At 71.5% G+C, this 23934-nt stretch carries 19 protein-coding genes and 1 pseudogene; 12 read left to right on the top strand and 8 right to left on the bottom strand.

Going from position 1 to position 23934, the window contains the following annotated elements; all coding sequences use genetic code 11:
• Positions 1-6: 6 nt before the first annotated feature.
• On the top strand, positions 7-795 hold the full coding sequence (locus ACLJOU_RS45495; RefSeq protein WP_410575518.1) for an ABC transporter permease: 789 nt from the start codon (positions 7-9) through the stop codon (positions 793-795).
• A gap of 111 nt (positions 796-906) precedes the next feature.
• Here ACLJOU_RS45495 and ACLJOU_RS45490 read toward each other — a convergent pair.
• Positions 907-1182: pseudogene (locus ACLJOU_RS45490) on the bottom strand (SDR family NAD(P)-dependent oxidoreductase); the annotation flags it as partial.
• Between ACLJOU_RS45490 and ACLJOU_RS45485 the strand changes: the two are divergent.
• Positions 1139-1489: a hypothetical protein gene (locus ACLJOU_RS45485; RefSeq protein ID WP_410575517.1), complete on the top strand. Its 351-nt coding sequence runs from the start codon at positions 1139-1141 to the stop codon at positions 1487-1489. The pseudogene ACLJOU_RS45490 and the gene ACLJOU_RS45485 sit on opposite strands and share 44 nt — an antisense overlap.
• Here the strand turns inward: ACLJOU_RS45485 and pip are convergent.
• Positions 1475-2419 carry a prolyl aminopeptidase gene (gene pip / locus ACLJOU_RS45480; RefSeq protein WP_410575516.1) on the bottom strand — a complete coding sequence of 315 codons (945 nt, stop codon included), beginning with the start codon at positions 2417-2419 and terminating at the stop codon, positions 1475-1477. The genes ACLJOU_RS45485 and pip overlap by 15 nt on opposite strands.
• Before the next feature lie 592 nt (positions 2420-3011).
• On the opposite strand from pip, the gene ACLJOU_RS45475 reads away from it, so the two are divergent.
• Positions 3012-3941: an undecaprenyl-diphosphate phosphatase gene (locus ACLJOU_RS45475; RefSeq protein WP_410575515.1), complete on the top strand. Its 930-nt coding sequence runs from the start codon at positions 3012-3014 to the stop codon at positions 3939-3941.
• A 1-nt stretch (position 3942) separates the two neighbouring features.
• Positions 3943-4803, top strand: a complete 861-nt coding sequence (locus ACLJOU_RS45470; RefSeq protein ID WP_410575514.1) for a cytochrome c oxidase assembly protein — start codon at positions 3943-3945, stop codon at positions 4801-4803.
• A 104-nt stretch (positions 4804-4907) separates the two neighbouring features.
• Here ACLJOU_RS45470 and panB read toward each other — a convergent pair whose 3' ends face one another.
• A complete protein-coding gene (gene panB / locus ACLJOU_RS45465) occupies positions 4908-5777 on the bottom strand; it encodes a 3-methyl-2-oxobutanoate hydroxymethyltransferase (protein WP_410575513.1) in 870 nt (289 codons plus the stop codon).
• Between the two features lie 239 nt (positions 5778-6016).
• Here panB and lysX point away from each other — a divergent pair, with 239 nt between their 5' ends.
• From lysX to ACLJOU_RS45450, 3 genes are all read left to right on the top strand, one after another.
• Positions 6017-9340 (top strand): bifunctional lysylphosphatidylglycerol synthetase/lysine--tRNA ligase LysX, encoded by a 3324-nt coding sequence (gene lysX / locus ACLJOU_RS45460; protein ID WP_410575539.1) that lies wholly within the window; start codon positions 6017-6019, stop codon positions 9338-9340.
• A 63-nt stretch (positions 9341-9403) separates the two neighbouring features.
• A complete protein-coding gene (locus ACLJOU_RS45455; protein ID WP_410575512.1) occupies positions 9404-9970 on the top strand; it encodes a hypothetical protein in 567 nt (188 codons plus the stop codon).
• Positions 9971-10061: 91 nt separating this feature from the next.
• On the top strand, positions 10062-10640 hold the full coding sequence (locus ACLJOU_RS45450; RefSeq protein WP_410575511.1) for a DinB family protein: 579 nt from the start codon (positions 10062-10064) through the stop codon (positions 10638-10640).
• A gap of 329 nt (positions 10641-10969) precedes the next feature.
• Here the strand turns inward: ACLJOU_RS45450 and ACLJOU_RS45445 are convergent, their stop codons facing one another.
• Positions 10970-11503 carry a methylated-DNA--[protein]-cysteine S-methyltransferase gene (locus ACLJOU_RS45445; RefSeq protein WP_410575510.1) on the bottom strand — a complete coding sequence of 178 codons (534 nt, stop codon included), beginning with the start codon at positions 11501-11503 and terminating at the stop codon, positions 10970-10972.
• 38 nt (positions 11504-11541) lie between these two features.
• Here ACLJOU_RS45445 and ACLJOU_RS45440 point away from each other — a divergent pair, with 38 nt between their 5' ends.
• On the top strand, positions 11542-12156 hold the full coding sequence (locus ACLJOU_RS45440; RefSeq protein WP_410575509.1) for a VOC family protein: 615 nt from the start codon (positions 11542-11544) through the stop codon (positions 12154-12156).
• On the opposite strand, the gene ACLJOU_RS45435 is transcribed toward ACLJOU_RS45440, so the two are convergent.
• Genes ACLJOU_RS45435 through secA2 form a run of 3 tightly spaced genes read right to left on the bottom strand, consistent with a single transcriptional unit; the run spans position 12153 to position 16796 of the window.
• Positions 12153-13874 (bottom strand): NAD+ synthase, encoded by a 1722-nt coding sequence (locus tag ACLJOU_RS45435; protein WP_410575508.1) that lies wholly within the window; start codon positions 13872-13874, stop codon positions 12153-12155. The two genes, ACLJOU_RS45440 and ACLJOU_RS45435, sit on opposite strands and share 4 nt — an antisense overlap.
• Before the next feature lie 60 nt (positions 13875-13934).
• Positions 13935-14402, bottom strand: a complete 468-nt coding sequence (locus ACLJOU_RS45430; protein ID WP_410575507.1) for a DUF5565 family protein — start codon at positions 14400-14402, stop codon at positions 13935-13937.
• A 54-nt stretch (positions 14403-14456) separates the two neighbouring features.
• Positions 14457-16796 (bottom strand): accessory Sec system translocase SecA2, encoded by a 2340-nt coding sequence (gene secA2 / locus ACLJOU_RS45425; protein WP_410575506.1) that lies wholly within the window; start codon positions 16794-16796, stop codon positions 14457-14459.
• Positions 16797-16948: 152 nt separating this feature from the next.
• Between secA2 and ACLJOU_RS45420 the strand changes: the two genes are divergently transcribed.
• The gene (locus ACLJOU_RS45420; RefSeq protein WP_410575538.1) at positions 16949-18517 is read left to right on the top strand and encodes an alpha/beta hydrolase; all 1569 of its coding nucleotides are present in this window, start codon (positions 16949-16951) and stop codon (positions 18515-18517) included.
• Between the two features lies 1 nt (position 18518).
• Here ACLJOU_RS45420 and ACLJOU_RS45415 read toward each other — a convergent pair whose 3' ends face one another.
• Positions 18519-19130, bottom strand: a complete 612-nt coding sequence (locus tag ACLJOU_RS45415; protein WP_410575505.1) for an LppX_LprAFG lipoprotein — start codon at positions 19128-19130, stop codon at positions 18519-18521.
• Positions 19131-19218: 88 nt separating this feature from the next.
• Between ACLJOU_RS45415 and ACLJOU_RS45410 the strand changes: the two genes are divergently transcribed.
• The 3 genes from ACLJOU_RS45410 to ACLJOU_RS45400 all read left to right on the top strand — a co-directional run bounded on the left by ACLJOU_RS45410 (position 19219) and on the right by ACLJOU_RS45400 (position 23493).
• Complete coding sequence (locus ACLJOU_RS45410; protein WP_410575504.1) at positions 19219-20499, top strand: MFS transporter; 1281 nt, start codon at positions 19219-19221, stop codon at positions 20497-20499.
• Positions 20500-20560: 61 nt separating this feature from the next.
• Entirely contained in the window at positions 20561-21904 is a 1344-nt protein-coding gene (gene glnA / locus ACLJOU_RS45405; RefSeq protein WP_410575503.1) for a type I glutamate--ammonia ligase, read from the top strand.
• A complete protein-coding gene (locus ACLJOU_RS45400) occupies positions 21904-23493 on the top strand; it encodes an amidase (protein WP_410575502.1) in 1590 nt (529 codons plus the stop codon). Before glnA ends, ACLJOU_RS45400 begins: the two co-directional genes overlap by 1 nt.
• Positions 23494-23934: the final 441 nt, after the last annotated feature.

Here is a 23934-nt window from a genome sequence, read left to right as displayed (position 1 = left end):
GCTCTCGTGCGCAAGCTGCTGTGGACGGCGCTGGGGCTCGGCCTGGCGGTGATCTACTTCCCGCTGGCCGTGGTGCTGCTCAACTCGTTCAACGCGGACACGACGTTCGGCTTCCCGCCGACCCGGTTCACCGTCGAGTGGTGGAGCCGGGCCGCGGCCAACGAAGGGGCGCTGCACGCGCTGTGGACGAGCGTCGAGGCGGGCTTGGCGGCGACGGCGATCGCGCTGGTGCTCGGCACGATGGCGGCGTTCGCCCTGCAGCGCTACCGGTTCTTCGGCCGCAACCCCGTGTCGCTGCTGATCATCCTGCCGATCGCGCTGCCGGGGATCGTCACCGGCATCGCGCTGAACAACGCGTTCCGGACGATCCTCGGCATCGACCTCGGCCTGCTGACGGCGATCATCGCCCACGCGACCTTCTGCATCGTGGTGGTGTTCAACAACGTCGTCGCGCGGCTGCGCCGGATGGGCGGCAACCTCGAGGAGGCGTCGATGGACCTCGGCGCGACCGGCCTCACGACGTTCCGGCTGGTGACGTTCCCGATGCTGCGTTCGGCGCTGCTGGCAGGCGGGCTGCTGGCGTTCGCGCTGTCGTTCGACGAGATCATCGTGACGACGTTCACCCTGGGCACGGGCATGGAGACGCTGCCGATCTGGATCTACAACAACCTGTTCCGGCCGAACCAGGCCCCGATCGTGAACGTGGTGGCGGCGGTGCTGATCGTCGTGTCGACGGTCCCGGTGTACCTGGCGCAACGGCTGTCCGGCGACACGGCGTCGGGCGGACGGCTCTAGTGCGGCTCTGGTGGACTGACCGGATCGTGCCGCCGTCGACGCGGATCGTCGCGCCGCCGCCGGGCTCACCAGGTAACCGAAGGCGGCCGCGATCTCCTCGGGACGGCCGAGGCGGCCGATGTCGTTCGGCACCAGGTCGCGGGCCGCGGCCGCTTCGATCTCCGGCCACTGCGTGCCCCACCCGCGCTTCGGGGCGATTTCCGTGAGCAGCTCGTGCACCGCGTCCACCAGGATCGCGCCGGGGGAGACCACGTTCAACGTCACGCCCGTGCCCGCCAGGTCCCGCGCCAGCGACACCGCGAGGTTGTGCCGCGCGGCCAGCGTCGCCGTGTAGTGCGGCTGCATGGCCAGGGGCTGGACCACCCGGCCCCAGCCGCGCTCGCGCATGCCCGGGACGAACCGGTGGATCATCCGGACCGCCGAGACGACGTTGGCGTTCCTGCTGGTGCTGCGCTCGGCGGCCAACCCCCGGGCCGCGGAGATCCTGCGCGCCGGCATCGAGCGGCACGTCGAGAAGCACCTGACCGACCTGCTCCCGGGGCGGCAGCACGCGGACGCCGCGCTGACCTTGTCGGTGATTGCCGGGTTCCGGCTGATGCGCACCCTCATCGGCAGTACCGAGCTGAATCGGGCCGGCGAAGACGTGCTGCGGCGCAAGCTCGGGCGGGTGTTCGCCGTGCTACTCGCGGAATGAATCCGTCGCCGCGCGCAACGCGGCCTGCACACCCGGGTCCGTCACCGCGTGCCCGGCGCCTTCGAGCAGCTTCAGCTCCGAACCGGGCCACGCCCGGTTCAGCTCGTACGCCGTGACCGGTGGGCAGACCGTGTCGAAGCGGCCCTGGACGATCACGCCCGGGATACCCGCGAGCTTGCCCGCGTCGCGGATCAGCTGCCCGTCGTCGAGCCAGGCGCCCCGGGTGAAGTAGTGGACGGCGAGCCGGGCGAACGTCAGCGCGAACGCCGGGTCGGCGTACTGGCGGACGAACGCCTCCTGCGGCACCACCGAGACCGTCGCCCCTTCCCAGGTGCTCCACGCGACCGCCGCGCGGTGGCGGACTTCTTCGGCCGGGTCGTCGAGCAACACGGCGTACCCGGCGAGCGGGTCGTCGCGCAGGGCCTCCGGGAGCGGGGCGAGGAACGCCTCCCACTCGCGCGGGAACAGGTGGGCCGCGCCGCCGCGGTAGATCCAGTCCAGTTCGCTCTGCCGGACGGTGAACACGCCCCGGAGGATGATTTCGCTGACCCGCGAAGGGTGCGTCTCGGCGTACGCGAGGGCCAGCGCGGCGCCCCAGGAGCCGCCGAAGAGCTGCCAGCGCTCGATGCCCAGCCGCTCGCGCAGCAGTTCCATGTCCGCGACCAGGTGCCAGAGCGTGTTGGCCGTGAGGTCGTCCGCGCCCGGCGTCGACGCGCCGGACCCGCGCTGGTCGAACTGCACGATCCGGTACGCGGCCGGGTCGAAGTGCCGCCGCGCCATCGGGGCGATCCCGCTCCCGGGGCCGCCGTGCAGGACCACCACCGGCTTCCCGGCCGGGTTGCCCGCGTCCTGGCAGCGGACCCGGTGCCCGTCACCGACGTCCAGGAACCCTTCGGCGCGCGGGCCGATCGGCGGGTAGAGCTCGTCCATGCCCGTCACTGTGACATCCCGGGCTGCGCCCCGGGCCGGGGGCTCCGCCACCCGGAACCCCCGGAAGACGGTTGTGACATCCGGGGCTGCGCCCCGGGCCGGGGGCTCCGCCACCCGGAACCCCCGGAAGACGGTTGTGACATCCGGGGCTTCGCCCTAGGCCGGGGGCTCCGCCACCCGGAACCCGGCCGCCGCCCCGGCGCCTCGCCGCCGGGCGCCGGGACGACGGCCGAGAAAGGTGGGGACCCGCCCCCGCCGCCGGGCTGAGCGGGTCCCCGTCCGTGACGCGTCAGCGGTGAGGGGCCGCTTTCGCGAACTCCGAGGGGACGGCGAGTCCGATGCCGTCGGGGTGGTCACGACGGCCGGTGATCCGCACACGCATTCCCATCCTCCTCGTCGAGGTTCGATGCTTCGTCGTGGCGGCGACGGGCTAAACGCTAAGCCACGAGCCGAACACCAGTCAAGAACATGACTGATGTTCATGAATGTGAACAGCGGCTGTGGAGACGCTGAGCCGGCGCGTCCCCCTTGCCCGGTGCTAACGAAAGGGCCGGTACTTTCCGTGTCGGGATTCGAGAAAAAGGGGTACGGAATGTCCGCGGTTACCTACGTCGAGGCGATTGTCGTCGGCGCCTTGCAAGGGGTGTCGGAATTGTTTCCGGTGTCCAGTCTCGGCCACAGCATCCTGTTGCCGGCCTGGCTCGGCGGGTCGTGGCAGCGGGACCTGAGCATCGGGAAGGATTCGCCGTACCTGGCGGTGCTGGTGGCGATGCACGTCGCCACGGCGCTCGCGCTTGTCCTGTTCTTCCGCAAGGACTGGGTGCGGATCATCGGCGGGCTGTGGACGTCGATCCGCCGTCGCGAGGTCCGCACGCCCGACCAGCGGCTCGCGTGGCTGCTGGTGCTCGCCACCATCCCGGTCGGGCTGGCCGGCCTGCTCTTCGAAGGCCTGCTGCGCGACTTCCTCGGCAAGCCGGTGCCCGCGGCGATCTTCCTGGCGCTCAACGGCGGTGTGCTCTACGCCGCCGAGAAGTTCTCCCGGCCGGGCAAGGCCGTCGCGGAAGCGGACACAGTGGACTTTTCCGCCGAAGAAACCCTGGTGATGCGGGCGGTCACCGTCGAGGAGGCCACCGACGTCCGGCTGGCGAAGCTGCGGGTCGGCGAGGCGGTGCTGATCGGCGCCGCGCAGATCCTCGCGCTGCTGCCGGGCATCAGCCGCTCGGGCATCACGATGGTCGCCGGCCTGCGCCGCGGGCTGGGGCACGAGGACGCGGCGCGCTTCGCGTTCCTGCTCGCCACGCCGGTGATCCTGGCCGCGGGCGTGCTGAAGATGCCGACGCTGTTCGCCCCCGAGAACCACGCTTCGCTCGGTCCGGCGCTCGTCGGCAGCCTCATCGCGGGGGTCGCTTCGTACATTTCTGTCCGTTTCCTCACCGGATACTTCGAAACACGCACTCTGACCCCGTTCGCCATTTACTGCGTGGTCGCCGGAATCGGCAGCCTGATGTTCTTCGCGGTGTGACGTGCCGCTGACGTTCGACGCTCCGGCGGTCATCGGCGTGCTCGCCGGGGGCACGCTCTACGTCCGCGCGGCCCGCGGCCGCGGCTGGCCGCCGGGGCGGACGACGGCGTTCCTCCTCGGGCTCGCGACGATCCTCGTCGTCACCTGCTCCCCGCTGGCGGTCTACGACACGACGTTCTTCTGGGTCCGGGCCGTCCAGACCGTCACGCTGCTGATGATCACGCCGCTGCTGCTCGCCCTGGGCGCGCCGATCCGGCTGCTCCTGGACACCTTCCCGCGCGCGACCGGCCTGCGGCGGCACGGCCGCGGCCCGCTCGCCCGCGCGCTGACGTTCCCGCCGGTCGTCACGGCCGTCCTGGTGGCGCCGGTGCTGGTGCTGTACCTGACGCCGCTGTACGACCTCACGCTGCGTTCGCCGCTCGCCGACGGCCTGGTGCGGCTCGTCCTCGTCCTGGCCGGGTTCACGTACTTCTGGACGCGCCTGGGCCTCGATCCGACGCCGCGGGAGGACCCGCACCTGGTGTCGATCTGGATCGCGCTCACCGAGGTCGTCTTCGACGGCGCGCTCGGCCTGGTGCTGTGGCTCGGCCCGCTGCTGGCCCCGGCGCACTACGCGGCCGCCCACCCGGGCCGGGGCCCGGATCCGCGCACCGATCAGATCATCGGCGCGGGCGTGCTGTGGATCGGCGGCGACGTCGCGGGCCTGCCGTTCGTGGTGGCGCTGCTGGTCCGGTGGGCCCGCGACGACGCCCGGCGCGCGAAGCAGATCGACGCCCACCTGGACGAGGAGGAGAACGCCGGGCCGTCCGCTCTCTGGTGGGAATCCGACCCGACCCTCGCCGAACGGTTCAAGCACCGATGACCCAGCCCCCCGAGCGCCCCAATGTGGCCTTCGGTGCGTGTGACGCACCCAAGGCGGCCTTCGGTGCGTGTGACGCAACCAAGGCCGCCTTGGGGCGCTCGGGCTCAGTCGTGGAAGGCGTGCTCCGGTGCCGGGAACTCCCCGCGCCGGACGTCCTCGGCGAACTCCGCCGCCGCGTTCTGCAGCACCGTCGCCACGTCGGCGTAGCGCTTGACGAACCGCGGCGCCTTGCCGCGCCGCAGGCCGGCCATGTCCTGCCAGACCAGCACCTGCGCGTCGCAGTCCGGGCCCGCGCCGATGCCGACCGTCGGGATCGCCAGCTCCGCCGTGACGCGCTTGGCTGCTTCGGCGGGCACCATCTCCATCACCACTGCGAACGCCCCGGCCTTCTGCAGCGCCAGCGCGTCGGCGAGCAGCACGTCCGCCGCTTCGCCGCGCCCCTGCACCCGGTAGCCGCCGAGGTTGTGCTCGCTCTGCGGGGTGAACCCGATGTGGCCCATCACCGGTACGCCGGCCGAGGTCAGCGCCTCGACGTGCGGAGCGAACCGCCGGCCGCCTTCGAGCTTGACGGCGTGCGCGCGGCCCTCTTTCATGAAGCGCACCGAGGTTTCCAGCGCCTGTTGCGGCGAGAGCTGGTAGGAGCCGAACGGCAGGTCCGCGACCACGAGGGCCCGCTTGACCGACCGGGTGACCGCCCGGACCAGCGGCAGCAGCTCGTCGACCGTCACCGGCAGCGAGGTGTCGTACCCGAAGACGTTGTTGGCCGCGGAGTCGCCGACGAGCAGCACGGGGATCCCGGCCTCGTCGAAGAGCGCGGCGGTGTACATGTCGTAGGCGGTGAGCATGGGCCACGGTTCGCCGCGTTCCTTGAGCTCACGCAGGTGGTGGACGCGGACCTTCCGGCCCGGCGGGCGCGCCGCGGGAGCGGCGGATCCGGTGCCGTACGGGGCGGGTTCTTCGGCGCTGGCGGACATCGTCGTCGACCGTCCTTCCCTCGAGGCCTCGGCGAGGTCCCCGGGTCGTGGAGCAGAGGCGTCTCACAGGGTGACACGCCCCCGGACCGCCCCCAACCGCCTGCGACCAGCTTCACACCCCCGAGGACCATGGGGCGGTCAGCCTCCGGGTTGATGCCGGGGGACAACCGATCCGGGTTCACTTACGTCAAGAAGAGGGCATGACCACCGAACGGCCGCGAAAGGCGACGAAACCACCCATGGGAAACCTCGCGAGCCCGCGCCGCCGCCTTCCCGCCTGGAAGGCGAAGTCGGGCGGCATCGTCGCGACCGTGGTCCAGCTGGCCGCCGTCTTCTCGGTGATCCTGCTGTTCACGAACGGCCCGCACGGTCGCGTCCTCAACGGCATCGACATGGCGTTCTCGGCCCTCAGCGTGCCGACCAGCGCCAGCCTGGTCATGGTGCTGCTGCTCGTGGTCTTGGGCGGGGCGCTGCGCCGCCGGAAGGCCGCGGCGCTGTACACGCTGGTGCTGTTCCAGGTCGGCGGCCTGGTGCTCACCCTGGCCCTGCAGGCGACGCTGCTGTGGTCACCCGAACTGCTGACCCTCGGCCCGAAGCAGGTCCGGCACATCCCGGCCCAGCTGTGGGTGCTGACCCTGGCCGACCTCGCCTCGATCGCGCTGATCGTGTTCCTGCTCGCGCTGCGCCCGGCCTTCCCGGCCCGGCTCGCGCCGAGCGCCTGGCGCGACGGCCTGACCATGCTGTTCGGCGGGTTCGCCGTGGTCATCCTGGTCGGCTGGGGGCTCGCGGAAACGTTCCCCGGGCACCTCGGCGACACGTGGGAGCGCTTCGCCTGGGTCGTCAACCACGCGACCGGTGAGAACCTGCAGCTGCGCCGGCTCGGCGTCGGCGAGGGACCGGCGTGGCTGGACGCCTTCCTGGACCTCAGCGCGACGGCGGTCGCCACCGCGGCGCTGTACATGCTCTTCCGCGGCGTACGCAGCCGCGGCCTGCGGACGGACGACGAAGAGCTCCGCCTGCGCCGGCTGCTCGCCGAGCACGGGGAGGACGACTCCCTCGGCTACTTCGCCACCCGCCGGGACAAGAGCGTCGTCTTCGCCCCGAACGGCCGCGCGGCCGTGACCTACCGTGTCCTCGGCGGCACCAGCGTGGCCAGCGCCGACCCCGTCGGCGACCCGGAGGCGTGGCCGGACGCGGTCCGCGCGTGGCTGGACGAGACGCGCACGTACGGCTGGACGCCGGGCGTGCTCGGCGCGAGCGAACGCGGCGCGAAGGCGTACACCGGCGCGGGCCTGCGTGCCCTGGAAATCGGCGACGAAGCCGTGCTCGACGTCCGCGAGTTCAGCCTGGCCGGCCCGGAACGGCGCTCGGTGCGCCAGGCCGTCAAGCGCATCCAGCGCGCCGGTTACACCTCGCGAGTCCGCCGCCACGGCGAGATCCCCGCCGCCGAGATGACCGAGCTGCTCGCGCGGGCGCAGGCCTGGCGCGGCGCCGAGACCGAACGCGGGTTCTCGATGGCGCTGGGCCGCCTCGGCGACCCCAGCGACGGCCGCAGCGTGATGGTCGAGGCCTACGACGCCCACGGCGAGCTGCGCGGGCTGCTGTCGTTCGTCCCGTGGGGCCGCCGCGGGCTTTCGCTCGACCTCATGCGCCGCGACCGCGACGCCGAGAACGGCCTCAACGAGTACATGATCGCCGAGACCGTCGCGGCCGCCCAGCACCTCGGCGCACAGCGGATCTCGCTCAACTTCGCGATGTTCCGCGCGGTGTTCTCCGAGGGCGAGCGGATCGGCGCGGGCCCGGTGCTGCGGGCCTGGCGCGGGATCCTGAGCGTGTTCTCGCGGTTCTTCCAGCTGGAGTCGCTGTACCGGTCCAACGCCAAGTACGGGCCGGACTGGGAACCGCGGTTCCTCTGCTACTCCTCGGCCCGGCGGCTGCCGCGGGTCGGCATCGTCGCGGGCGCGCTGGAAGGGTTCGTCCCGACCGGACGGGCGCGGTCGCTGCGGCTGGAGACGGTCAGCGAAGACTTCGTCGCGCGCGTCAGGGAGATCGAAGAGTCGGCGGCGACGCCCGCCCCGAAGGCCGTGCGCCGGCCCGAACAGGTCCGCGTCCGCATCGCCAAGCTCGACAAGCTGCGCGAGGCCGGCATCGACCCGTACCCGGTCGGGTTCCGCCGCGACGACCACATCGGCGACGTCGTCAAGAAGTTCGGCGACCTGGCCCCGGACACCGCCACCGGGCACCGGGTCCGGATCGCCGGGCGCGTCCTGAACCTGCGCATCCTCGGCGGCCTGTGCTTCGCCCGCGTCAAGGACTTCAGCGGCGAGATCCAGCTGATGCTCGAGGCGGGCGAGCTCGACCTGAACCGCTGGCGGACCGGGGTCGACCTCGGCGACCACGTCGGCGTCAGCGGCCAGGTCGTGACGTCGAAGCGCGGCGAGCTCTCGGTGCTCGTCGACGAGTGGACGGTCACCGCGAAGTGCCTGCACCCCCTGCCCGACAAGCGCAAGGGCCTCACCGACCCGGAGACGCGGGTCCGGCAGCGCTACCTCGACCTCGCGGTCAACCCGGACTCGACGAACATGCTGAGGCTGCGGTCCACTGTGGTCCGGGCGGTGCGCGACCGGCTGCACCACGCCGACTACCTCGAGGTCGAGACGCCGATGCTGCAGACGGTCCACGGCGGCGCGAACGCCCGGCCGTTCGTCACCCACATCAACGCCTACGACATGCGGATGTACCTGCGGATCGCGCCCGAGCTGTACCTGAAGCGGCTGTGCGTGGCCGGCGTCGAGCGCGTCTTCGAGCTCAACCGCAACTTCCGCAACGAAGGCGTCGACGCGACGCACAACCCCGAGTTCACGATGCTCGAGGCGTACCAGGCGTACGCGGACTACGACACGATGCGGACCCTGACCCGCGAGCTCGTCCAGCACGCGGCCGAAGCGGCGTACGGCGCCCAGGTCGTGCGCCGGCCCGACGCGGGCGGGAAGCTCGTCGAGCACGACATCTCCGGGGACTGGCCGGTCGTCACGGTGCACGACGCGGTCTCGGCGGCCCTGGGCGAGCGGATCGACTCCGGCACCCCGGTCGCCGACCTGCGCCGCCTGTGCGCCGCCGCGGGGGTGCCGGTGGGGGAGGACCCGAGCCACGGCGACCTCGTGCTCAAGGCGTTCGAGCACCTCGTCGAGGGCGCGACCGTGCTGCCGACCTTCTACACCGACTACCCGACCGACGTCTCGCCGCTGACCCGCCAGCACCGCGCGGACCCGCGGCTGGCCGAGCGCTGGGACCTCATCGCGTTCGGGTCCGAGGTCGGCACGGCCTACACCGAGCTGACCGACCCGATCGAGCAGCGGCGACGGCTCGAAGGGCAGTCGCTGCGGGCGGCCAGCGGCGACGTCGAGGCGATGGAACTGGACGAAGACTTCCTGCTCGCCCTGGAGCACGGCATGCCCCCGACCGGCGGGCTCGGCCTGGGCGTCGACCGGCTGCTGATGATGCTCACGGGTGCGTCCATCCGCCAGACGGTCCTCTTCCCCTTCGTCCGGCCGCAGGCATAACGACTCGGTGGACCTGGTCACGGCGACGGGCCGGGAAGCGGCCGGTCGCTTACGCTCTGCCTCGTGCGCACGGCTCGGATCGCCTCGGCCCTCCTGATGGGGGTGGCCGTCCTCGCGTATTCGGGCTGGCTGCTGGAGTTCTTCCTGCCCACCGGCGTTTCCCCGGTGCAGGACCCGGCCGAGGCGCTGCTGACCGGGCCGCCGGTGTTCCGGATCCTGCTCGCGGTGTCGGGGGTCGCGTTCGTGCTCGCCGGGCCGCCCCTGCACCGGCTCGGGCCGGTCCAGTGGTCGGCGCGGCTCAGTTCGATCTCGGTGAGCGCGTTCGGCGTGGTCGTGCTGCTGCAGGCCGCCTACCCCGAGCGCAGCGACCTGCTGTCGTCGCTGCTCAGCGTCGTCCTGGTGGCCGGGGTGATCAGCCTGATCCTGTGGTGGCCGCCGGGCTGGCGCGCGCTGGCGGTCGTGGGCCTGGTGCTGGTGATGGCCACGTGGCTGGCCGTCGTCCTCGCCCGGCAGCTGGACGCCTACGAAGGTGTCTTCACACGGCTGCAGCTGCTGGTCCGCGCGGCCCTGTACGGCGTCGGCGGGGCGTACGCCTTCGTCAAGCCGGCTCCGCGGCACGCGCACCGGTAGCGCGAACCCGCCCGGAATTGTCGGTGGTGGGTGGCACGATCACCCCAGTGTCCTCGGGTGTCCCCGAGGTGTCCCGAGCGGAAGGATCGACATGGCGGGAAACGTGCGCCCGGTGGCCGACGAGCGTGACGGGCTGCTGAGCTTCCTGGAGCAGCAGCGGTACGTCCTCAAGCTGGCGGCCTACGGGCTGACCGACGAACAGGCGAGATCGGCTTCGACGAAGAGCCCGCTGTCGGTGGGTGGGCTGATCAAGCACGTGGCGAGCACCGAGCACGGCTGGATGGACACGGTGCTGCAGGTGCCGCAGAAGCCGTTCGCGGAGAGCATGGCGGAGTACGAGGCCGCCCACCGCATGGGCCCGGACGAAACGCTCGAAGGCCTGCTGGCACGTTACGACGAGGTGGCGGCCCGCACGGCGGAGGTGATCGCGGGCATCGACGACCTCGGCCAGGCGGTCCCGGTGCCGAAGGGCGTGCCGTGGTTCCCGCAGGACGTCGAGGCGTGGTCGGTCCGCTGGGTCCTGCTACACCTGATCCAGGAAACGGCCCGCCACGCGGGCCACGCGGACATCATCCGCGAGCACATCGACGGCGGCACGGCCTTCCCCCTGATGGCCGCCGCCGAGGGCTGGCCGGAAACCCCCTGGATGAAGCCCTGGACCCCCACCTGACCGGACGGCGCCCGGCTCGCGCCCCCCCCGCGAGCCACCCGCCGACCCTCCAGTCACGCGAGTCGACTCCCCAGTCACGCGAGTCGACTCCCCAGTCACGCGAGTCGACTCCCCAGTCACGCGAGTCGACTCCCCAGTCACGCGAGTCGACTCCCCAGTCACGCGAGTCGACCCTCCAATCACGCGAGTCGACCCCTCAGTCACGCGAGTCGACCCCTCAATCACGCGAGTCGACTCCCCAATCACGCGTGATGCCCCTCCAGTCACACCGCGGAGCGCTGTCCGGCGGGTGCATCGCGGTCGGCGCCGGACGATCCCGCCGCGGGCCGTCAGAACAGCGTCGGCTCGTCCGCCAACGCGCCCTCGATCACGAGCATCCGGCGTTTCGTCCCGACGCCGCCCCGCGCCGAGAACCCGCCGTCCTTGCCGGCCGCCGCCAGGACGCGGTGGCACGGCACGATGATCGGGAACGGGTTGTGCCCCATCGCCTGCCCGACCGCCTGCGCCGACCCCGGCTGCCCGAGCCGGTGCGCGATGTCGCCGTAGGTCAGCGTCCTGCCCGGCGGGATCGCCCGCGCGACCTCGTACGCGCGCCGGTGGAACTCCGGCACGCCCGTCATGTCCAGCCGCACCGACGCCAGGTCACGGCGCTCACCGCCCAGCAACGCCACGATCCCGGCCACGGCCTCCCGGATCACCGGAGGCGGCGTCCCCTCGACGGCGTCCGGGAACCGCCGGAGCAGCCACACCCGGGTCCGCTCCGCACTCCCTTCGGGCAGCGACGTCCCGGCCACGACGTCGCCGCGCCACGCCAGCCCGCACACCCCGATCGCCGTGTCGAACACCGTGAACCCCACAGTCATCCCGCCACGATACGGCCGGGGTACGACAAGATGGGCCCGTGCTCGATCACCTCGTCTACGCCGGCCCGGACCTCGCCGAGGCCGTCGCCCGCGTCACCGCGCTCACCGGCGTCACACCCGTGCCCGGCGGCCGCCACGTCGGCTTCGGCACCGCCAACCACCTCGCCGACCTGGGGGCCGGCATGTACCTGGAGGTCGTCGGCCCGGACCCCGCGCAGCCGGCGCCGGAGGTCCCGCGCCCGTTCGGCATCGACGACCTGACCGAACCGGCGCTCGTCGCCTGGGCGGTCCGCACGACGGACATCGACGCGACGATCGCCCGGGCCCGCGCCCGCGGGTTCGACCCGGGCGACGCCGTCGAAATGTCCCGCGAAACCGCCGACGGCGAACTCCTGCGCTGGCGTCTGACGCCGCCGAGCGCCCCGGGCAGCCTGCACCCGTTCCTCATCGACTGGGGTTCGACACCGCACCCGACGACGCGCGGCCTGCCGTCCCTGCCGCTGCTGATGGTCACCGGCACCCACCCGGACCCGGCGTCGGTCACCACCGCCACCGACGCGCTCGGCCTGGAATTCCTCGTCCGCCGCGCCGGAACCGCGAGCCTGACGGCGGCCCTCCGGACTCCGGAAGGCCGCCAGGTCGCGTTGAGCTAGGCCTTGCCCTCGCGCCACAGGTTGGTCATCGGCAGCCGCCGATCGCGGCCGAACGCCTTGAACGTGATCTTCGTGCCCGGCGGGTACTGGCGCCGCTTGTACTCGGCCTTGTCGACCATCCGCACCACGCGATCGATGGTCTCCGGGTCGAAGCCCGCCGAGACGAGGTCGGCGTACCCGCGGTCGCCCTCGACGTAGTCGTCGAGGATGTCGTCGAGCAGCTCGTAGTCCGGCAGCGAGTCGGTGTCCACCTGGCCCGGCCGCAGCTCGGCAGACGGCGGCTTGGTGATGGAGTTCTCCGGGATCGGCGGGGTTTCGCCGTTCTTCACCGCTTCGGCGTTGCGCCAGCGGGCCAGCTGCCACACGTGCGTCTTGAAGACGTCCTTGATCGGGGCGAACGCCCCGACGGCGTCCCCGTAGATCGTCGAATACCCGACGGCGAGCTCGGTCTTGTTGCCGGTGGCCAGCACCAGGTGACCGTCCAGGTTGGACAGTGCCATCAGGAGCATGCCCCGGGTCCGCGCCTGGATGTTCTCTTCGGCCAGCCCGGTCAGGGAAAGCTGGTCGACGTACACGCGGACCATGTCCTCGACCGGCTCGACCCGGTAGTGCGCGCCGATCCGCCGCGCCAGGTCGGCGGCGTCGTCCTTCGAGTGCCCGGACGAGTACTTCGACGGCATCGAGACGCCGTAGACGTTGCCGCCGCCCAGTGCGTCCGCCGCCAGCGCCGCGCAGACGGCCGAGTCGATGCCGCCGGAGAACCCGAAGGTGACCGACGAGAACCCGTTCTTGTGCACGTAGTCCCGCAGCCCGACAACGAGGGCGTGCCACACCTCGGCCTCGTCCGACAGCGGTTCGCTGATCACCGGCTCGGCCGTCGGCTCGTACGCCGGCAGCGGCTCTTCGCTCAGCACGCGGCGCCGGACGGCCAGGTCCTCGTAGGTACCGTCGCCGGCGTACTCGGTCTTCGGCAGGTCCATGTCCAGCACGAGCAGGTGCTCGGCGAACTGCGGTGCCCGCGCGAGCAGCGTGCCGTCCGAGCCGACGACGAGCGAGTCGCCGTCGAACACGAGGTCGTCCTGGCCGCCGATCTGGTTGGTGTAGACCAGCGGCGCGCCGGCCTCGGCGGCGCGGCGGGCGATGAGCGGCAGCCGCTGCTCGTCCTTCGACCGCTCGTACGGCGAGGCGTTCGGCGCCACGACGAGGTCGACCCGGGCTCGGCCCAGCGCCGAGATCGGCCCGCCGTCCTGCCAGATGTCCTCGCAGATGACCATGCCGATGTCGAGCCCGTGGAACCGGACGACCTCGAGCGAGGTGCCGGACTTGTACCAGCGGTGCTCGTCGAAGACGCCGTAGTTGGGCAGGTGGTGCTTGAACTGCCGCGCGACGACCTCGCCGCGGTAGAGCGCGGCGGCGGCGTCCCGCGGGCCGACGTCGTCGAGGTCGAGGTAGCCGATGTAGGTGAGCAGTTCGCCGCAGCCGGCCTCGTCGAGGCGGCGCGCCAGCGACTCGACGCCCTGCCGCGAGGCGGCGGCGAAGGTCTTGCGGAACGACAGGTCCTCGATGGGGTACCCGGTCAGCGACATCTCGGGGAAGACGACGACGTGGGCACCGGCTTCGGCGGCCCGCCGGGCCCACTCGACGTGCAGATCGGCGTTGCCGTCGAGGTCGCCGACGGTGGGGTTGACCTGGGCGAGCGCGATGCGCAGTTGCGGCATGCCGTCATTCTGGCCCACCGTCACCCGGAAGGCCGAGCGAATGTGGGGGAAATGTCACGTTCAGGCCGAGGCCACGGCGTCCCGGTGCTTGAGCTTCGCCATCCGCCCGTCCGGGTGGTGCCAGACGACGCCTTCGAACTCCGGGTGCGCCAGCAGCCACCCCATCAGCCCGTCGAAGTCACGCGGCACGTCGTCGAACTCTTCCGCGGTCGCGTGCGGCACCAGCCGGTGCACGCCGAGCCGCTCCGGATCGCCGTTGACCTTCGGCCCGCACAGCTCGTACGTGCCGGGCACTTCCGAGGGGAGCCGCGCGCGGGCCTCTTCGAAGAACTTCGCGAACGCCGACTGCGCGACCGGCTCCCAGCCGACGGTCTTGCCCGTCGCCGGGTCGGTCTGCACGGCCTCGAACCCGGCCGGCGCGCTCTTGCCCGCCTTCACCTCGCGCCGCGCCCACCACGTGCCGGACTCGTCGAGCCGCACGCAGGTGCCGTCGTACTTGCGCGTGGCGACGCCCTCGCCGTCGAGCACGCAAACGGAAAACCCCCGCCCGGACGAACCGGACGGGGGCCTCCCGGACCACAGCTACTTCCGCTTGATCATGCTCCGGACCTTCTTGATGGTCTGCTCGAAGTCCGAATCGAACGGGTTGTCGTGCACGAGGTACGTCCACGTCGTGTTCGCGCGCCGCACGCCCGCGTCACCGAGGTCGATGCCCTCGTCGGTCAGCTCCGCCTCTTCGAGGGTCTTCGCCGCCCGCGAGTCGGCCTCGCCGATGATCTTGTGGAACTCGGGGATCGCCGCGCGGTGGAACTCGTCGAGCGGCGTCTCCCGGGCCAGCGCGCGCAGGTGGATGCTCTCGCGGACATCCGTCAGGTACGCCAGGTGGTCCGACCACAGCTGGTCGATGTGGAACAGCAGCACCTCGCGGCACATCTGCTCCAGCTTGGCCTGGTCGTCGAGCTTCTCCTTCAGCTCGCCGAACTTCTCCGGGTGCGCCTTCTCCAGCTGCTCCGCCGCGTACGCGGTGCGAAGCACCTTGTCGCGGTGCACCAGCAGGTCACGCCGCTGCCGCTCGATGAGCCGCGTGTAGCGCCAGGTGTTGCGGTGGATCTCCAGGTCGACACCCTCGGCGACGCGCTGGGCGTGGTTGATCTGCCGCAGCGCCGCCGGGTCGGTGATCTCGCCGGTCTCCTCGTCGGCGACGATCCCGTCGGGCACGTCCGGCGCGTTCGACAGCACCAGTTCGTCGTTCAGGCTCGCGAAGAAGATCGCGCTGCCCGGGTCGCCCTGGCGGCCGGAGCGGCCGCGCAGCTGCCCGTCGAGCCGGCTCGAGGGGTACCGCGCGGTGCCGATGACGTGCAGTCCGCCCAGCTCGACGACCTCGTCCCGGTCGGCGCCGTCGGTGCCGCCCAGCCGGATGTCGGTACCGCGGCCCGCCATCTGCGTGGACACGGTGACCGCGCCCTTCTTGCCCGCCTCGGCGATGATCGCGGCCTCTTCGGCGTCGTTGCGCGCGTTGAGCACGACGCACTCGAGGTCGACCTTCGCCAGCTTCTCGGCCAGCTCCTCGGACTCGGCGACGTCCTGGGTGCCGACGAGGATCGGCCGCCCGGTCTCGTGCACCGTGCGGATCTCCTCCTCGATCGCCCGCAGCTTCTGCGACGGCGAAGCGAAGATCCGGTCTTCGAGGTCCTCGCGGATGTTCGGGGTGTTCGGCGGGATGACCGCGACCTCGAGCTCGTAGAACTCGCGCAGCTGCTCGGCGACGGCGACCGCGGTACCGGTCATGCCGGCGACCTCCGGGTAGCGCGCGAGCAGCGCCTGGACGGTGATCGAGTCGAGGATCTCGCCGCGGTCGGTCGCGGTGACCTGCTCCTTCGCCTCGACGGCGGCCTGCAGGCCGTCCGGCCAGCGCTGCAGCTCGGCGACGCGGCCGCGGGCGGCGTTGATGAGCTGGACCTTGCCGTCGCGGACCAGGTAGTCGACGTCGCGGGTGAGCAGCGCGTGGGCGTGCAGGGCGACGTTCACCGCGGCCAGCCGGTCGGACGCCTGGTCGTTGAACAGGTCGTCGACCTCGATGCCGAGGGACTTGGCGACGACGGAGGAGCCGGCGTCGGTCAGCCAGGCGTTGCGGCCTTCGCTGTCGGTCTCGTAGTGCAGGTTCAGCCGCAGCCGCCGGACGATCTTCGCGACCTCTTCGTCGGCGTCGCTGCGGTCGATCGAACCGGCCATCACCAGCGGGACGCGGGCTTCGTCGACGAGCACCGAGTCCGCCTCGTCGACGATCGCCACCTCGGGGGCGGGCTGGACGAGGTCGTCGACCGCGGTCACCAGGCGGTCGCGCAGCACGTCGAAGCCGATCTCGGCCACGGCGCCGTACGCGACGTCCTTGGCGTAGGCCTCGCGACGCTCTTCCCTCGAGTGCGACGGCTCGACCCAGCCGACCGACACGCCGAGCAGGGCGTACACCGGGCTCATCCACTCCGCGTCGCGGCGGGCGAGGTAGTCGTTGACCGTGACGACGTGAACGCGCTTTCCGCGCAGGGCGTACCCGGCCGCGGCCAGCGCACCCGCGAGGGTCTTGCCCTCACCGGTCTCCATCTGGACGACGTGCTTGGTGAGCAGGCCCATCGTGCCCAGGACCTGCACGTCGAACGCCCGCTCGCCGAGCGCGCGCTTGGCGGCCTCGCGGCCCAGCGCGCAGATCTCGATCAGGTGGGCGTCGCCGAACGTCGCGTCCTTCAGCGTCTCGCGAAGCTTGCCCGCCCGCTCGGTCAGCTCCTCGTCGGAGAGCTTCTCGAGCTCGGGTTCGAGCTTCTCGACCGCGGGCAGCAGTGCTTCGTAGCGGGTCAGCTCGACGCTGCCCGGCCGCTGGATGATCCGGCGGAGCTTCTTGCCCACCCGGCTGATCAGTGCTGCCACCCCTGGTCTCCCGTTCTCTCTCGCTCGACCGGCCTCCACCACCCAACGCGACGGTGGTGCGTTCGAGTTCCGCGGCCGGATGGGACGATCCAACCGTGTTCCCACATCCCAGCGCCAGGCCCCGACGTATCCCACCTCGCCGGATCACCGCGATCGCGACGTCCGCGCTGCTCGTGGCCTCGCTGGCCGCGTGCACGTCCACCGGAAAGACCGAACCGCCCGCGCCGACGACCGAATCGCACCCGCCGTCCGGGCCGGTGCCCGCCGGGCTGGAGCGGTTCTACGGCCAGAGCCTGACCTGGGCCGACTGCGCACCTTACGCGACGTCGGAAGACGCCCGGTCGGCGTTCCAGGCGAAGGACGTCCAGTGCGCGCGCCTGACCGTGCCGCTGGACTACGCCAAACCGGCGGGCGACACGATCACGCTGGGCCTGCTCCGCCGCAAGGCCACCGGTGACCGGATCGGGTCGCTCGTGGTCAACCCGGGCGGCCCGGGCGCGTCGGGCATGGTCGCCGCCGCCGGGCTGGTCAAGCCGGTGACCAGCACCGGCCTGGGCAAGCGCTTCGACCTGGTCGGCTTCGACCCGCGGGGGATCGGCGCCAGCCAGCCGGCCGTCCACTGCCTGACCGACTCCGAGCGCGACGCCGACCGCGCCGACGACAGCGAAACGGACGGCTCGCCGGCGGGCGTGCTGAAGCAGGAATCCCAGGAAAAGGACTTCGCCGCGAAGTGCGCTCAGCGCACCGACGACGGCACCGGGATGCTGGCCAACGTCGGCACCCGCGACGTCGTGAAGGACCTGGACGTCCTCCGCTCGGTCCTCGGCGACGAAAAGCTCACCTATTTGGGCTACTCCTACGGCACCCGGATCGGGTCGGCGTACGCCGAAGCGTTCCCGAGGAACGTCCGCGCGCTGGTCCTCGACGGCGCGGTCGACCCCGAGCAGGACGCGGTCGAGTCGCTCGTCGCGCAGGGCCAGGGCTTCGGGACGGCGTTCACGCAGTTCGCGAAGTGGTGCGCGGCCCAGCAGGACTGCGCGCTCGGCGCGGACGCCGGCGCCGCGGTCAAGGCGTTCCAGGACCTCGTCCGGCCGCTGATCGACTTCCCGGTGCCGGTCGGCGACGGCCGCAAGCTTTCCTACGAGGACGCGACCACCGGCGTGATCCAGGCGCTTTACCAGGAAAGCCTCTGGGACACCCTCAATTCCGGCCTCAACGAGCTGAAGCAGCAGCGCGGCGCGACGCTGGAGAAGCTGGCCGACATCTACAACGAGCGCGATTCCGACGGCAGGTACGGCACCACGCAGGACGCCTTCACGGCGATCCGCTGCGTCGACGACCCGCGCGTCACGGACCCGGCCGTCATCCTCAAGGCGCAGGAGGAGTACGTGAAGGTGGCGCCGTTCCTGGACGACGGCCGCCCGGCTTCGGCGGCGCGGGACGCCTGCGCGTTCTGGCCGGTGCCGAACACCTCGGAACCGCACGTGCCGAACGTCGAAGGCCTGGCCAAGACGCTGGTCATCTCGACGACGAACGACCCGGCGACGCCGTACCAGGCCGGCGTCAACCTCGCGAAGGGCCTGAAGGGCGCACTGCTGACCTTCGAGGGCACCCAGCACACGGTGTTCCTGCAGGGCGTGAAGTGCGTCGACGAGGCGGGCACGGACTACCTGGTCGACGGAACGCTGCCGCCCGACGGCAAGCGGTGCTCGGGGCGGTAGGTCAGGCCTGCTCGGTCAGCGACAGCTCGATCATCACCGGGCTGAGGTGGTTGTCCGGCGGCGGGATCTGCACCCACAGCCGGACGAAGCGCCGCGGCCCGCCGTCGTCGGCCACCCAGACCTTGACGTTGAGGTCGGCGTCGACGGCGGCGAGCACGCTGTGGGCCACCGCGGCGGGAACCCGGCCGGCGACCCGCAGCGCGGGCGCGCCGTCGACGTTTTCGCGGCCTTCGGTCTTGGCGTCGGCCACGCCGTCGAGCAGCCGCTTCAGGCCGCCGTGCGGGCCCAGGAACGCCTGGACCGGGTACGGCGGCTGCTGGCTGTCCTGCACGTCGAAGGGGAACTTGGTGTGCCCGTCACCGTCCTGGACGTCGGCCGTGCCGGTCGCGCGGCCGCCGTCGTCGAGGGTCGCGTCGCCCTCGATCTGGCGGAGCGGGAAGCCCGGCAGCACGCCGTTGACGCCGGCGGCGAAGTGCACGCTCCGGACCGAGGCGAACGACGTCGCGGCCGCACGGACCAGGTCGTCGCCCGCCGGGAACGGCCCGCGCGTGTCGGGCGACCCGGTGCAGCCGGCCGTCAGGAGGAGCGCGAGCAGCAGCGCGAGGCGGGGCATCCCCGAAGCCTACTGTTGGCCCGATCCTTTCGGATGATGTCCTTCCGGCCACTTTCGGTCTCACCGCGCGCGCGGTGAGACTGCCGGGGTGACCGTTGAGACCCGTCCCGCTCCCAGACTGCACCGCGCGTGGCTGATCGCCGGTGCCGCCTTCGTCGCGCTGCTCGCCTCCGCCGGCTTCCGCGCCGCCCCCGGCGTGCTGATCGACCCGCTGCACGAAGAGTTCGGCTGGTCCCGCACCACCATCAGCTCGGCCGTGTCGGTGAACCTCGTGCTCTTCGGCCTCTTCGCGCCCTTCGCGGCCGCGTTGATGGAGCGCTTCGGCATCCGGCGTGTCTCCGCGGTCGCGTTGACCGTCATCGCCGCCGGGGCGGGCGGCACGGTGTTCATGACGGCGAGCTGGCAGCTGGTGCTGTGCTGGGGCGTGCTGGTCGGCCTGGGCACCGGCTCGATGGCCATGGGCTTCGCCGCGATGGTCGCGACGCGCTGGTTCGTCCGCAGCCGCGGTGTCGTCACCGGCGTCCTGACCGCGGCGGGCGCCACCGGCCAGCTGATCTTCCTGCCGCTCATCGCGAACCTGGCGGTGACCTCCGGCTGGCGCACGGCGTCGCTGGTGATCGCGATCGCCGCGCTCGCCGTCGTGCCGGTGGTCCTGCTGGTGATCCGCGACCACCCCGCCGACGTCGGCACCACGGCCTACGGCGCCCCCGCCGACGCCGAGGCCGGCCGCCCGGCGCCGCGGACCGGCTCGGTCCGCCGCGCCCTGTCCGTGCTGCGGCAGGCCGCCCGCACACGGACGTTCTGGCTGCTCGCCGCCGGCTTCGCGATCTGCGGCGCGACGACCAACGGCCTGGTCGGCACCCACTTCGTCCCGGCCGCGCACGACCACGGCATGCCGCAGACGACCGCGGCGGGCCTGCTGGCCCTGGTCGGCGTCTTCGACGTCGTCGGCACGATCTTCTCCGGCTGGCTCACCGACCGCATCGACCCGCGGATCCTGCTCGGCGTCTACTACGCCCTGCGCGGGCTCTCGCTGGCGCTGCTGCCGCAGCTGTTCACCGACTCCGTGCAGCCGAGCATGTGGGCGTTCATCCTGTTCTACGGCCTCGACTGGGTGGCCACGGTCCCGCCGACCGTCGCGCTCTGCGTCCGCGCCTTCGGCGACGCCGGCCCGATCGTGTTCGGCTGGGTGTTCGCCTGCCACCAGCTCGGGGCCGCGTTCGCCGCGTCGGCCGCCGGCCTGGTCCGCGACCAGCTCGGGAACTACACGCTGGCCTGGTATTCCGCCGCCGTCCTGGCCGTCATCGCGTCGGTCGCTTCGCTGGCCATCACGCGCGCGAAGAAACCCGTCGCGGTACTCGCGACGTGACTTCGTCGGCCACGGCGCGTCGTGAAACATGCCGTTAACACGCTGTGGTTAGGGTGCGGCCATGGATCGCCAGCAGGAATTCGTGCTCCGCACGCTCGAGGAGCGCGACATCCGTTTCGTTCGTCTCTGGTTCACCGATGTGCTGGGGTTCCTCAAGTCCGTCGCGGTCGCGCCGGCCGAACTCGAAGGCGCCTTCAACGACGGGATCGGCTTCGACGGCTCGGCCATCGAGGGCTTCGCGCGCGTCTACGAATCGGACATGGTGGCCAAGCCCGACCCGTCGACCTTCCAGGTCCTGCCGTGGGAGACCCCCGAAGGCGGCCCGTACTCGGCCCGCATGTTCTGCGACATCGCGATGCCCGACGGCTCGCCGTCCTGGGCGGACCCGCGGCACGTGCTGCGCCGCCAGCTGTCGAAGGCCGCCGAAGCGGGCTTCACCTGCTACGTCCACCCCGAAATCGAGTTCTTCCTCCTCTCGACCATGCCGGACGACGGCAGCGAGCCGGAACCGGCGGACAACGGCGGCTACTTCGACCAGGCCAGCCACGCCACGGCGACGCACTTCCGGCGGCACGCCATCGAGACCCTCGAGGCGATGGGCATCTCGGTCGAGTTCAGCCACCACGAAGGGGCACCGGGGCAGCAGGAGATCGACCTCCGTTACGCCGATGCGCTGACGATGGCCGACAACGTGATGACGTTCCGTTACGTCGTCAAGGAGGTCGCGCTGACCCAGGGCGTGCGCGCGACGTTCATGCCGAAGCCGTTCACCGACCAGCCCGGCTCGGGGATGCACACGCACGTCAGCCTGTTCGAAGGCGACCGCAACGCCTTCTACGACGCCGAAGACCCGCACGAGCTGTCGGGGACCGGCAAGGCCTTCGTCGCCGGGGTGCTCCACCACGCGAAGGAGATCTCGGCGGTCACCAACCAGTGGGTGAACTCCTACAAACGCCTGATCAGCGGCAGTGAGGCGCCGACGACGGTTTCGTGGGGCCGGGCGAACCGCTCCGCGCTCGTCCGCGTCCCGATGTATTCACCCGGAAAGGCGTCATCCCGCCGGGTGGAAATCCGTACCCTGGACTCGGCGTGCAACCCGTACCTGGCGTACTCGGTCATCCTGGCCGCCGGGCTCAAGGGGATCGAGAAGGGCTACGAGCTGCCGCCACCCGCCGAGGACAACATCTGGCAGCTGAGCGACTCCGAGCGGCGCGCCGCCGGGTACGCCCAGCTACCGCAGAACCTGGGAGAAGCCCTGGCCGAGATGGAGAAGTCCGAACTGCTGCCGGAAGCACTCGGCGAGCACGTCTACGACTTCTTCCTGCGGAACAAGCGCGTGGAGTGGGACAACTACCGCAGCGCGGTCACCCCGTACGAACTCCGAACGCTCCTCCCGGTGCTCTGATGGGGCGGCGGCCGGTGTTCCTCGCGATCCTGGCCGCCGCACTCGTGCTCGTCCCCACGGCGCCCGCCGTCGCCGCGCCCACCGTTTCAGTGTCCGCCGTCTCGGTGTCGCCCTCGGGGTTCGACCTCGACTCCGCCGACATCCCGGCCCTGCAGGCGCGGATGGCGTCCGGCCGGCTCACCGCGGTGGGGCTGACCAGCACTTACCTCGACCGGATTCACCGGATCGACGGTAAGGTTCACGCGGTTCTGGCCGTCAACCCGGCTGCGCTCTCGCAGGCTTCGGCGAGCGACGCACGACGTCGCAAGCACCACCTGCGCGGCCCCCTCGACGGCATCCCGGTGCTGGTCAAGGACAACGTCGACACGCGCGACCAGTGGACGACGGCCGGGTCGCGCGCACTGCGCAGCTACCCGGCGAAGGACGCCACGCTGATCACCCGGTTGCGTGACGCCGGCGCGGTGATCCTCGGCAAGGCCAACCTCTCCGAATGGGCGAACTTCCGTGCCGCCAAGCCGACGTCCGGCTGGTCGGGAGTGGGCGGGCAGACGAACAACCCGTACGTGCTGGACCACAACCCGTGCGGGTCGTCCGCGGGATCGGCGGCCGGCGTGGCGGCGTCGCTGGCCCAGGTCGCGATCGGCTCGGAGACGGACGGCTCGATCGTGTGCCCTGCCGGCATGACTTCGACGGTGGGGCACAAACCCAGCCTCGGCCTGGTCAGCCGCACCGGTGTGGTGCCGATCTCCGCCGAGCAGGACACCGCGGGCCCGATCGCCCGCAACGTCGTCGACGTGGCACTGACGCTGTCGGTCCTGCAAGGTCGTGACCGTTCCGACCCGGCGACCCTGACCTACCCGCGCACCCAGCCGAAGGACTACGCGAAGCTGCTGCGCCCGGGTGTCCTGCGCGGCGCCCGGATCGGCCTGTGGCGGCTGCCGGTCCTCGGCCCGGCGACCGACGCGATCATGACGTCGGCGCGGAATTCGCTGGTCAGGGCGGGGGCGACGGTCGTCGAAGTGACGTTGCCGTACCAGGCGCGGCTGGGCGAGCTGGAGTTCCCGGCGCTGCTCACGGAGTTCCACCGCGACATCGACGCCTACCTGGCGACGCGCCCGACCGGCCCGCGGAACCTGGCCGACCTGATCGCCTACAACCGCGCGGACCCGCTGGAGCGGACGTGCTTCGCCGGGCAGGAGCTGTTCGAGCAGGCGCTGGCCGCGCCGCCGCCGACGGACCCGGGGTACCTCGCCGGCCGGGCGGAGCTTTCCGACCTCGCGCGCCGGTCCTTGGACGAGACGCTGGCGAACCACCACCTGGACGCGATCGCGTCGCCGACCAACCCGCCGGCGTGGAAGACCGACTGCGCGGTGGGCGACGACGACGTGATCCCGTCGTCGACGCCGGCCGCGGTCGCGGGGTACCCGGACGTGACCGTGCCCGCCGGGTTTGCCGGACCCCTCCCGGTGGGCATCTCGTTCATGGGCGCGCGGTGGTCCGACGCCCGGATGCTGGCGCTCGCGGCCGACTTCGAGCGGGTCGCTCCGGCGCGGGTTGCGCCGCGGTACCTGCCGACCGTGCCGTCGTAGCCCTCCGTGAGCGCCGTGACCTGCGAAAATGGCGTTAAGTGACCCCCCTGTTCTGGGGCGGTTCCGGGGCATGTAATCTTCTCTTCGTCGCCAGGAACACCGGGTCACACCGGGGCCGCAAGCCCCGGAGACCAGGCCGGGACGAGCGGGTTGACACCGCGGATCGGACCGGGTAACGTTCAGCGTCGGCCCACGAGCGGCCGCCGACCCCCTACGACTAAACCCGTAGGCTACGGCATGCTCGACCAAAAGCTTGTGAATATCGCTTGGAACAACTGCCGAGGATATAGCCGCCGATAAAGCGGTGAGTCCAGAGTGTGTTGCTTGAGAACTCAACAGTGTGCTAGTGAACTAAGCCAGTAGAGCTTATGTATTGAACCTCGTATGAGGTTCCTTTGAGAGCATTAACTTGCCTCGATTAAACTGTTCATTGTTGGAGAG

This window comes from Amycolatopsis sp. cmx-4-61, from assembly GCF_046548775.1.
Lineage (GTDB): Bacteria > Actinomycetota > Actinomycetes > Mycobacteriales > Pseudonocardiaceae > Amycolatopsis.
This window is presented reverse-complemented; position numbering and strand designations above follow the sequence as displayed.